Here is a 10,604-nt window from a genome sequence, read left to right on the forward strand (position 1 = left end):
GGTAATTTTACCAAAAATTACCTTAAAATAGGAGATAAAAATGGGGAAAAAGGAAAATAAAAAGCAAGTAACTTTATATAAAAGGGTAAAAATCCCTAATGGCGAAGAATTAAATTTAGATAACAATCAAGATGAGGAATTAAGAAATTATAATGAACTAAAAGAACAGTTGAAATTAAATTTGAAATCCGATATTAATAATAAAATTCAAAGGATGAAAATTTTATATGAAATTAAGCAAAAAGAACTTTATAAATATGATGGTTTCAAAAGCTTTAAACAGTTTATAAAGTCTTATGTAATTGCCAGAAGTCAAGCATATATGTATTTGAAAATTTATGAGAAAGTTTTAGAAGGGGCTATTTCTATTGAAAAAGTTAAAGAAATGGGTTTTGTAGCCACATATAAAAATATACTAAAAAACAACTCGTCACATGTATATAAAGAAGATATGATTGAAGAAAATGCAGAAGAAGACGATGATAACCAAAATATGCTCATTAGAATTTTAATGAAAGATAAAGAAGTTTATGATTTTTGCAAAAAAGATACCAAAAGGATCTATTTTATTCTAGAGAGACTGATTAAAGATAAAAAAAATATTTTGTCAGATCTTATGATTGATTATGAAAAGCATAGAAAATATAAAAGAAAAAAGTGAACCCTTGATAATAATTGCATATTATATTATTATTTAATTAGGTTAGAGAACTTTTCTCTCTCCGTTTTCAGTAGTAAAATATTTGCCCACAAGGGCTTTTTTTGTGTCTGCTAGGTCCGCGCGAACTGCTATTTCTAAATTCCATAAATAGGGGTATAATAAGCATATGTTAGATACAAAAGTGAATGAAAATGATCTGTATAATGAGCTTGTTAGGTTGGGTATGAATAAAATATTAGCAAGTGATTTAGCTACTAGATTTTATCATAATGAAATAACAATAAAAGATTTAGAGATTGTTAAACTAGAGCTTCAAGGTTTTGTAAGAGATGAAATTAGCATTGTAAAAGACGAAATTAATACTGTAAAAGGAGAAATTAAAAGTTTAAAAACCGAATTCGATAGCAAATTAAAACTTCATAATTGGATGATAGGAATTGTATTGGCCTCTCAAGGTGCAATAGTAGGTATTTTGGTTAGTCTATTCTTTTATGTAGTGAATAAATTGTAAAACAAATAAAGTGAACCGCTGCTTCTATAATCTTTTTAAGAGAAAAAAGATAGCATTAACATATTTTTATTGATAATTGTATAAATTGTATTTTCATACCAATGTAACTCTAATTGCCAATTTAATAACCTAGTAATAAGTTTTGTTGATCGTTTTTTAAATTTAAAGTTTTCGGCGAAGCCTATTTATTATTAGCTCGTAAAATTTATTGTTTTACATTTATTAAATAATTTTTTTAAAACGACAGTTTGAATTCGTTTATTCCAATATCAAAATTGGGTTCAAAGCCCGCAAGATCAATGCCAAGCCTTTTTTTAAGATTTTTATTATGCTTATTTGCAACTTTAAATGGAATAATAAGCGAGGTTATGTGGGATGCTATAATCGTTCCCGCTCCTATCCCTATTAGTGTGAATTTGGTTATTTTTGTTGTTGCGTTTTGTGCAGTATCACCAATAATATTTTCAGTTGGTCAAAGGATTCCTTCCAATAACTGAGGATCTAGACACTGTGCCACTACCAATATAATCTTCTCGTATAAAGGATATTATTCCTAAAAACAAAAATAAATTTAAAAGTAATGGTACGAGTGGATTTATTCTTTCTCTAATATATTTATCGTATTGAAGAGAACTTGCAACACTTTTTTCAATTCTATCTGGCTTATCTTTTGTGGCAAAAATTTGAATTGTCAAACCAAAAATTAATATTAATTTCATATTTTTTGTTATCTCTTAATAATAAGTTTTGATAAGTAAAATATTCGTGCAATTAATAATAAATTAATATCATCTTGTTGTAATCAAAAAAAGGTTTTATTTTTATAGAAATTAATTTTTTAAGTTGTAAGTAAATACTTAATAATTTTTTGTTTTGAAGCTCAAATTTTAATATTTAATATATTTAGGGGGTTTAAAGATGAATTAGGTTTTAAAGTTACTTAGATTCATATAAGTTTGAGTCTAAAATGATTTTAGTAATTGCTCTAATTTTGCTAAATGAAGATCAATTAAAATTAAAAGAAGACCTTTAAAAGCCAAACCTGAGATTGAAAAGCAAGTTAAGAATTTAAAGCACAAGGAAGATTCTTGAATGAGCTGGACAAATGTAGAAGGTTATTTAAACTATTTTATGAGAATAGTACTATCTACCAGTTATACATATATGCTCTTTAAGATTTTTTTGACCAAGAAGTTAAAACAGAAAAGAGCAAATTTCTTCAGTTCATTAATGAAACTTGAAAGCTTATTGAGTATAAATAAGGCATTAACAAATGGCGATATAACAAGAATAGTATTTAAAAGCAAGTTTACTTTAAAGCGTTTTCAATTAATTAAGAATCAAATCAATAAGTATGCTTAAAAGAAAGTGTCATTACATCTATATAATTTCTTAATATAATCAGTAAGTTTGTGAATCATATATATATGAATGTGTAGTAAAAACAGTTTTTATTAAAGTTTTGAAAAATTTTTTGTAAAAAATCTAAAATACAGCTTGATTTTTAATATAGAATTATCAGCAAGTTATTGACATTTTTGAAATAAATGTAAGTTATTCTCAATAATAGTAATATTATTAGATTTTTGATGCTTTGTAAAAATTTTAACAATTATAAATTTGATAAAATACTTGTAAATATAGTGTAGAAAAGCACTTAGGGAAAGCTTAATATAAGTAACAGATTAATACTTTTTTAATAATAGTAGTAAATTTTTTCTTTAATTATCTATGTTATTTATTTTATTGTTTACACTATCGATTTTTATTTCTTTATAATTAAACTTTTAATTTGTTATATAAAAAATTTTAATTTTTGTTTGTAACCGCCAATTATTAAAAATAAAATTATCAATGTGTAATTAATTTTACATTAATTGCCTTTAAATATAATTCTTTTAAGGTATATACCATTAATAATATTAATCTATTTCTAACCACTATTATTAATCAAATATTATAGAAAAAGTAGTTTACTTATTTAAAATTAAAGTTTATGTAAGTTATAGGTTAAAAGCTCTTTGTAATCTTTGGTTAAAACGTTAAGCCTATCTTTAATTAAAGATAGGCCTTTATACATTATGACAATTTTAATAGGTATCTAAAAACGCCTTTATTGATAATATGTCTTCTCCTAGCTCGGTTACCCCTTTAATTTTTTCTAGAATTTGATTATGAAGTTTGGTTGCATGAGATTCAAGCTTGGTGGTATCTGTTTTTATAGAATTCCTATCATCTTGATAATCTAATAAAAGTTGGTTTAACATGTCTGATACTATTGATTTCATGGATAATAATTTTTCAAACGAATTTTTAAGCTTTTTTAAATTTGAAATCTCTAGTTTTTCTAAAGCATCCTTTTTAGGATATAAGAATAAAATCACGATGTCGATAATACGCCCAAATTCTCTAATGGCGTTGAATAGTCTTGCTGAGCGTTTTGACAGTATTATAATTTCTGAAAGTTCCTTTAATTTAGTAATATCAATATCATTTAGGGCGCAATAAGTCTCTTTTCTATAGTTTTTAGATTTTTCGGTATCATTTGCTATTGATTCATGCGCTGCGTCTGACCAAAACAATCCTTTGAAAGCTTCTATTCCGTATTGGTCCCCTGGCTCTTCTTTTGATTTTTTTATATATGTTTCTCTATATTTGTTAGCTTTTTCTATTAAATTTCTTAAATCATCAAGCAGTGTGTTTCTTGTTCTTTTGTTAGGGTCTACTTCTTGACTTTGATCTTCTTTTTGATTTTGGCCTATTTCTTGATTTGATTTTGCTTCTTGATTTTGGGGTACTTCTGTTTTAGGGGTTAATCCCTTTTTATTAAATTTTAGTCTTTTTTTATTGGATTTTAGCCTCTTTTTACTAAAGTGATACTTCACATCTTTTTGATTAGTGTTAAAATCTGGATTGCAGGCAGTTAAAAATAGAAAAACAAATATTCCTCCAATTATATTATATTTCATAAATACTCTCCTTAATTAATATAAGGATAATATAATGCATTATTAATATAATACTAATATTGTATTGAATATAGATTATTGAAATAATAATATTTTCATTGTCAAAGGTTTTATAATATTTTGAGCTTTTTAAAAATCTGTTTTGATATATTTTTGATTAATTTTTAATAAATAAATTTATTAAAAATTAATTTTATTAAAATTGTTATTATTACATAATTTTTATGCATGTATTTATATATTTATTTTATAAGGATATTATTTAAATATTTGATTTTCATAAATCAATATAATGATTTGCTATTTAACAATTCTTGAGAAAAGATAAAATTGATATATGCTTGTTTTTTCTAGAGAAATCTATTTTAGTAGAGCTTTTTGAGTTTAGTAAAATAGTATTTGGATGAACTTATGTATTTATAGATTGTTTTAGTAGGAAGGTGGAAAAGAAGCATATATGAGGATTTTGGTTGGCTTTTGCATAATAACATTAGCTTTATTGGGTTGTTATTTGCCTGATAAGCAGGAACAAGCTGTTCAAACTTTTTTTGAGAATTTGGAAATGGAAAGTTACGATAAAGGTCCTGATAAGATTATTACTGAAGGTATATTTTCTAATTTAAGATTATATGTGGCTGAACATAGTTTGTTAGTCGATATAAAAAAGACTATAATCAGTTTAAAGGATCCTAATTATCGCGATGTACCCCCAGTGATTGACTATAATGAGGAGTATTTTAATAAATTCTTTTTAGATTTAGGTTCTGAGCGATCTAAAGAATTGATTAAGTTGTTTGGTAGGATAAGAAATGAGCAGAATAATAAATTTAAACACGAAGTTCATTGGCTTTATTCATGTATAAGGGATTTATATTCTCCAGATATTAAGTATTCTGGTGAAGTAGAAGGTGAAGTAAAATATGAATATTGGTATGGTGGGAGGGAATTTTTTATGCCTAGGCCCACTATTGATGAACAATATTTAAAAGTGAAGAAAGTAATAGAGCACGCTTTAAGATGATTGTCATCTATTGATTGTAAGATAATTTTCATTTTTAGTATTAATGTCTATGTAAGGATTAATGAATAAAATTATATAAAATATTAGGCTTTTAGTTATAAATTCTTTTTTTAAAATAAGATTTTTCGTATTTTAATAATATAAGGCATTTTTAATTTTTATTTTCTATGACTTTTCTTTTTTGATAAAATAAAAACCCTATTTAGGGATTCTTAATTTTTTATATTAATTAAATATTAAAAACTATTATTGAAGACAATCTACATTAAGTACCCCACATTTTATAGCTTTATAAGCTATCTCTTACTTTTTAAGATTTTCAAGATATTCTTTGATTTTTCTAGATCACTTTTTAAGCTTTTTAAATCATTCCTAATATCACTAATTTCTACAGTATTTTTATTACCATCTTTTATTTTGCTTGCTTCTTAAGTTGTTTCTAGTATTTTCTAAATTTAAAAATAAATTGTTAAAATCAACATATCTATGTTTTGTCCCCACATGTTATGTATAGAGTCTCTAGCTCCACTTCCTATAATATCATCATATATAGGATAAGTGCCCTTATTTTTAATCCTTTGTCCAGGCATCTCTTTTTTTCTTTTAATATTATCAATGTTACTAATTATAGTATCTATTTTATTTGTAGCTTTTTTAATTTTATTTTTAGTTATTTTTTTAAGAGGGTTCTTATTTGCTGCTTATTATCATTCTTTTTTCCTTTTTGTATTCCTTTATTCTTTTTCTTTTTAACCACCACTCTTTGTGTTGTTTTTTAATATTGGCGTATTATTGTGGCTATTTGCCAGCCAATGTTGGAGGCAGATTATAAGTACCCTATTATTAGGAGCGTAGCTCCGCATTAATTCTTTATTTAAAAATCCCATAACTTTTTTATATCTTGCGATTTTAATTTGCATAATTCTTGCAAGAACTTATCATTGCAAAAATGGTGCAAATAATAAAAACATTATTTTATGCATAAATTATTTACCAATTTTGCCGCAATAGCCAATAAATATAATTTTAATTAAATAATTTTGTTGCATTTTAAATTACATGGCAACAAAACTTAAATGTAATTAATCAATCTATAGAATATACTCTTAAGAAGATATTAAAGACAAATTTAATAAAAAGGAGGGTATAGATTTAAAGAGATATTAATAAAGACAAACTGATGGAAGTGCTTAAATAAAGTAATAAGACTTTTTTATTATTTTTACAATAGTTTAAGTTTTATTTGATCAAATTATTTATGTAGATGGAGTAAACCCTAGATGAAAATTTTTTCTGTTAAAATTACTGTATATTATTTTGAATAAATATAATGAATCGTTTCATTATATCCAATAGCGATGTGTTTACTTAACTTTATTGGATTGAGGGTTAATAATCATAGGATGTCGATCGATAGTTTTGTTTAAAAACGAGGGGTGATATAAAATGAGTTATAATAATATTTTTACTATAAAAGATGCACTTTCTAATTTAAAATTGAGCGCGGTTGAACATTGCATTTTAAGTGACATAAAAAGGTATTCTAAATATTGTTTTATATTGCCTAGAATAGGCATTATGAATTGTTTTAGTTTAAATTTTTACTTTTACTTATATTATTTGGTTGTGATTTTCATCATATAAAAGATACAAATAAATTTTCAGTAGGTATGGAGTATTTAGTTGATGACTTTTAATATGTTAATAAAACAAGATTAGAAATAGAAATAAAAAAGGATTAAAAGAAAAGAGCTATTAGAAAGAAAAAGAAGAGAACAATTAGAAAATGAGGCTAAAGATAGATATTCTTCGGAAGAATTTAAGGGACAAGCTAAATATTGTATAAGGAAATACCAAGATAAAATCGAAAGATTAGAAATAGAAATTGAAGAAGAAACTCTAAAATTAAATTTTATATTGAAAACGGGTATAAAAGAGGTTGGACGTCGAATGTTTATCAATTTCATCTTGATGAAATTAAAAGACTAACGAATGAAAAAAAAGAAAATAATTCAACATCTTATCTTCAATTAAAAGATAATAGTATTAAGTATCATAAAACTTATACTGATGAAATAGAGTCAAGAATTCCCAATGTTAAAAGTCGATTGATTGAACGAAATAAAGCCAATATTGAAAGGTATAAAAATGAAATAGAAATATTACATAGAGTAGAAAAGAAAGATTTAATAAATAAAACTGAGATATCTAAATTTAGGGCCGAATTCGATAAATTAAGTTATGATAATATGTTAAAAGAGAATAAAAATTCAGTTGAAATTTGGAAAGAGAATATTGAGGACTGTCAATATAGAATAATATCTTATGAAGTTGAATATAGCGAATATAATAAGCTAAAATCTGAAGTTTCGACGGATTCATTAAAGACTGTAAACTTAAGACTTCAAAATATAAAAAATTTAATTGAAGAAGAGAAATTAACCATAAAAGGGTTGGAAAATAAAATTAAAGAAATAGAATTAAGATCTAAAGAATTAGCAGAGAAGCTTCAAAAACTATGAGATAGTTATATTTTTATAGCTTTTGTAAAGCCTAAGTTATTTTAAGTATTAGAGTGAATATATCAGAATATTATAAAGAATTGAAAAATATATTAAAAAATATCTTAAATTTATAACATTTTTTGACAAGTCCCCCGGAGAACTTGAAATAGGGTATTTAAAATGTAAATAAAAGCTAAAAAGATAAATAAGAATTATTTAATGATTGTTTTGGAAATTATAACGAAGAAATAAATTTAAAAAACATGAAGATAAAGAACTAGTAAATTATAAAAACCTAAAATAACAACTCAAATATATGACTATAATTCTTTAGTGTATCAATTCAATGAATTGAAAAATGATTACTCTAAAATAATGTTTTTCTATTTTTTTATTTGAGTTTTGATTTTGTTATTACTTCCGAAAAGTTAAGCACAATTTTAGATAAAATCTAGCCTCTATTTTTAGAGACTAGATAAATTTCAAAACAAAAAAGGTGTATTTTAATTTTGTTCTAGCTCGTTTTCAACTGCTTTCTTAAGACTTTCTAGCGCGCTTTTTAATTTTAGCAGCTTGCTGCTAAAATTACCGTCGTCCTCTATTGTGTTTTGGGAATTTTTCGAGTTAAATGGCTCTCTAGCATCGCCCAATAAAGGAATAAGGCTCCCATCTTCCATCAATATCAATCTACAAAAGAACTCTTACTTATCTCTTCGTATAAATTATATGTGGGGTCTCCAATTTTTTCTCTAATATCTTCTTTATCTGTTGGGTTGATAGATATTTTCCATCAAGTAAGCTATGCAACAATTGTGGCATTAAAAATACAACTCTAAAATAAGTGATATTAGGTGGACTTGTGGCGCTTGTAATATTTTGCATGATAGAGATATAAATGCAGCTCTAAATCTTAAGGCCTATTCTTACAAAGAAATAAAAACTAAGGCAGGAACTGTCTGAAGTAAAGCTTGTGGATCATGCTCTAGTGGATGACCGTTCTTTTAGAACCTAAAAAGCTATTATGAGATGAAACAATAAGCTATTTCTATAATCTTTGATTTAGAAATAGCAGTTCACAGTAAAAAGTATAAAATATCAATAATATATTTATATTTTATTGTAATTTAAACAAAGTGATATATAACTTAATTAAGAATAATTATTATTTATGATATATATTCTTGATTAGAGAATAGGATAATATTTTTATGAAAAAAATTGCTTTTATATGCATTATAATGATAGACTTGATGTCTTGCAACAATCTAGATTTTAAATTATCGGGTAATAAAGGACAAAAAAATAACAATGATGTAAAAGAATTTTCAGATAGTGTTCAGGAAGATGCTTTTAATAATTTAGATAGCAATCAAGAAAAGCAAAAAGCTTTTACTAAAAGTTTTGGAGAACGGAAATATAAGAATTTAATTGTTCCTGTAGATCCTGCGGTGTCTTCAGAATCATCGAATAATAAGGTTGGTATATCAGATATTTCAATTGGGCATGTTCAAAAAAAAGAAGATTTAATTCCTTATACTAAAGAAGAAAAGAAAGCAGATGAAGCAATTAAATATCTAGAGAATATTCTTGGAGACTCTGGATTTTCTGAGTTAATCAAGAATGTGTGTGTACTTAAAGATGAATATGCTTTAATAAAAGATGATTTTTATGATGTGATAGGAAAGATTCAAAATAAAAAAACATTACTAATGGGAAATTATAAGAACAACAGAGATAAGATAAGGAGATTAACACAAGTGCAAAATGAGTTAAATAAACAACATATTGAACTTGATCAACTTATAAATAAGATTGATATGGCAGAAAATGAAATAAGCTCCGCAGCTATCTTTTTTGATAGCGCTCAAAAAAGGTTAAAAGAAAGTATTATTAAAAGATTAGAGAGCAAAAAAAATGCATCTTATGCATTACAATTATCTAGACAAGCTCAAATGGATGCAAGCAGCTCTTTAATTAATTTAGAAGCTTTTTCTTTAAAAAGAAATGAGGCGCTAGGCAGCAAGCAAGATATAAAAGAACTTATTGAAAATGCAAAAACCGTTTTAGCAAGTGTTAATGGGTAGTAAACTACTATTTCTAAATCAAAGATTATAGAAATGGCAATTCACCTTACTATTGCACTTGATTAATAACTTTTTTTAAAAGCGAGCTGGAATCCGTTTGTTCCAATATCAAAATTTGGTTCAAAACCTGCAAGCGAAATGCCAAATTTTTTCTAAGATTTGCATTGTATCTATTTGCAAATGTAAATGGAATAATAAGCCCAGTTATGTAGGATGCAGTAACCGCGAGGCTCCCTATTCCTAGCATTGTTAAATCCAAGGGTTATTTCTTGTGCTGGTCCGGTTGCTGTGCCGCTAATAATATACCCAGCTAATATAATATTCCTCCCCCCAATACTTGATTTCCAAGAACTGCGCCGCCACCAATATAATCTCCTTGGACAAGGGATCCTATCCCTGAAGTCAAAAAGAAATTCAAAAGGAATGGCGCAAGCACGGCGGCTTTTTCGCTTTCATATTTCAAAGTAGTTTCAATATCCCCAACACTGTTTCCAATTTTATCTTCTGATGCAAAGGTTTGAATTGTCAAACCAAAAATTAATATTAATGTGAAAATTTTTTCATATTAATATTAATTCCTAATAATTAAGTTTTGATAATTAAATATTAGTGCAATTTCTTGAGTTTTTGGGTAGATAAATTTTTTTTCAATATCGTTTGAGTTACTTGAATGTGCATTTTTAGTATGTTGTTTTCTTTTTGGAAAAATATTGTACAATAATTAGTATTCTTTTTCAATAATTTGCGATCCTTCAGTAATCGAAGAGAGAGCTTTGGAGAGACGACCTTTTCAAATAAGCTTTTATTATTAATAGATGGGTTGTCTCATACTTTATACTAAATAATAATAATAT

At 25.6% G+C, this 10,604-nt stretch carries 12 protein-coding genes and 2 pseudogenes; 7 read left to right on the forward strand and 7 right to left on the reverse strand.

From position 1 onward, the window contains the following. Positions 1-40: 40 nt before the first annotated feature. Both QIA27_RS05095 and bdr read left to right on the forward strand, forming a co-directional pair. Positions 41-661: a chromosome replication/partitioning protein gene (locus QIA27_RS05095; RefSeq protein ID WP_418906253.1), complete on the forward strand. Its 621-nt coding sequence runs from the start codon at positions 41-43 to the stop codon at positions 659-661. 166 nt (positions 662-827) lie between these two features. After that, positions 828-1,172, forward strand: a complete 345-nt coding sequence (gene bdr / locus QIA27_RS05100; RefSeq protein WP_418885549.1) for a Bdr family repetitive protein — start codon at positions 828-830, stop codon at positions 1,170-1,172. Positions 1,173-1,407: 235 nt separating this feature from the next. Here bdr and QIA27_RS05105 read toward each other — a convergent pair whose 3' ends face one another. Further along, complete coding sequence (locus QIA27_RS05105) at positions 1,408-1,632, reverse strand: P13 family porin (RefSeq protein WP_418906264.1); 225 nt, start codon at positions 1,630-1,632, stop codon at positions 1,408-1,410. 4 nt (positions 1,633-1,636) lie between these two features. Next, positions 1,637-1,891, reverse strand: a complete 255-nt coding sequence (locus QIA27_RS05110; protein ID WP_418906254.1) for a P13 family porin — start codon at positions 1,889-1,891, stop codon at positions 1,637-1,639. A gap of 373 nt (positions 1,892-2,264) precedes the next feature. Here QIA27_RS05110 and QIA27_RS05115 point away from each other — a divergent pair, with 373 nt between their 5' ends. Then, on the forward strand, positions 2,265-2,534 hold the full coding sequence (locus tag QIA27_RS05115; RefSeq protein WP_418906255.1) for a hypothetical protein: 270 nt from the start codon (positions 2,265-2,267) through the stop codon (positions 2,532-2,534). A gap of 728 nt (positions 2,535-3,262) precedes the next feature. On the opposite strand, the gene QIA27_RS05120 is transcribed toward QIA27_RS05115, so the two are convergent. Continuing rightward, a complete protein-coding gene (locus QIA27_RS05120; protein ID WP_418906256.1) occupies positions 3,263-4,141 on the reverse strand; it encodes a virulence associated lipoprotein in 879 nt (292 codons plus the stop codon). A 457-nt stretch (positions 4,142-4,598) separates the two neighbouring features. Between QIA27_RS05120 and QIA27_RS05125 the strand changes: the two genes are divergently transcribed. Next, positions 4,599-5,162 (forward strand): P52 family lipoprotein, encoded by a 564-nt coding sequence (locus QIA27_RS05125; RefSeq protein WP_418906257.1) that lies wholly within the window; start codon positions 4,599-4,601, stop codon positions 5,160-5,162. 455 nt (positions 5,163-5,617) lie between these two features. Here the strand turns inward: QIA27_RS05125 and QIA27_RS05130 are convergent, their stop codons facing one another. Next, a complete protein-coding gene (locus tag QIA27_RS05130) occupies positions 5,618-5,836 on the reverse strand; it encodes a hypothetical protein (protein WP_418906265.1) in 219 nt (72 codons plus the stop codon). Positions 5,837-7,270: 1,434 nt separating this feature from the next. On the opposite strand from QIA27_RS05130, the gene QIA27_RS05135 reads away from it, so the two are divergent. Beyond that, positions 7,271-7,684, forward strand: a complete 414-nt coding sequence (locus QIA27_RS05135) for a hypothetical protein (protein WP_418906258.1) — start codon at positions 7,271-7,273, stop codon at positions 7,682-7,684. A 485-nt stretch (positions 7,685-8,169) separates the two neighbouring features. On the opposite strand, the gene QIA27_RS05140 is transcribed toward QIA27_RS05135, so the two are convergent. After that, positions 8,170-8,343, reverse strand: coding sequence for a hypothetical protein (locus tag QIA27_RS05140; protein WP_418906259.1), 174 nt, complete (start codon positions 8,341-8,343; stop codon positions 8,170-8,172). Between the two features lie 95 nt (positions 8,344-8,438). On the opposite strand from QIA27_RS05140, the pseudogene QIA27_RS05145 reads away from it, so the two are divergent. Both QIA27_RS05145 and QIA27_RS05150 read left to right on the forward strand, forming a co-directional pair. Then, positions 8,439-8,626 (forward strand): annotated as a pseudogene (locus QIA27_RS05145) (zinc ribbon domain-containing protein); the annotation flags it as partial. A 248-nt stretch (positions 8,627-8,874) separates the two neighbouring features. Then, positions 8,875-9,750 (forward strand): P12 family lipoprotein, encoded by an 876-nt coding sequence (locus tag QIA27_RS05150; RefSeq protein ID WP_418906260.1) that lies wholly within the window; start codon positions 8,875-8,877, stop codon positions 9,748-9,750. Positions 9,751-9,812: 62 nt separating this feature from the next. Here the strand turns inward: QIA27_RS05150 and QIA27_RS05155 are convergent. Together QIA27_RS05155 and QIA27_RS05160 are read right to left on the reverse strand one after the other, a co-directional pair. Continuing rightward, positions 9,813-9,997: pseudogene (locus QIA27_RS05155) on the reverse strand (P13 family porin). A 63-nt stretch (positions 9,998-10,060) separates the two neighbouring features. Continuing rightward, positions 10,061-10,279 (reverse strand): P13 family porin, encoded by a 219-nt coding sequence (locus QIA27_RS05160; RefSeq protein WP_418906261.1) that lies wholly within the window; start codon positions 10,277-10,279, stop codon positions 10,061-10,063. Between the last annotated feature and the right edge of the window lie 325 nt (positions 10,280-10,604).

Source organism: [Borrelia] tanukii (assembly GCF_030439725.2).
Classification (GTDB): Bacteria; Spirochaetota; Spirochaetia; order Borreliales; family Borreliaceae; genus Borreliella; species Borreliella tanukii.

Bases quoted from the DNA above. Each gene is read 5' to 3' on its own strand.
- QIA27_RS05095 (WP_418906253.1), top strand. From the start codon at position 41: ATGGGGAAAAAGGAAAATAAAAAGCAAGTAACTTTATATAAAAGGGTA.
- bdr (WP_418885549.1), top strand. From the start codon at position 828: ATGTTAGATACAAAAGTGAATGAAAATGATCTGTATAATGAGCTTGTT.
- QIA27_RS05110 (WP_418906254.1), bottom strand. From the start codon at position 1,891: ATGAAATTAATATTAATTTTTGGTTTGACAATTCAAATTTTTGCCACA.
- QIA27_RS05115 (WP_418906255.1), top strand. From the start codon at position 2,265: ATGAGCTGGACAAATGTAGAAGGTTATTTAAACTATTTTATGAGAATA.
- QIA27_RS05120 (WP_418906256.1), bottom strand. From the start codon at position 4,141: ATGAAATATAATATAATTGGAGGAATATTTGTTTTTCTATTTTTAACT.
- QIA27_RS05125 (WP_418906257.1), top strand. From the start codon at position 4,599: ATGAGGATTTTGGTTGGCTTTTGCATAATAACATTAGCTTTATTGGGT.
- QIA27_RS05140 (WP_418906259.1), bottom strand. From the start codon at position 8,343: ATGGAAGATGGGAGCCTTATTCCTTTATTGGGCGATGCTAGAGAGCCA.
- QIA27_RS05150 (WP_418906260.1), top strand. From the start codon at position 8,875: ATGAAAAAAATTGCTTTTATATGCATTATAATGATAGACTTGATGTCT.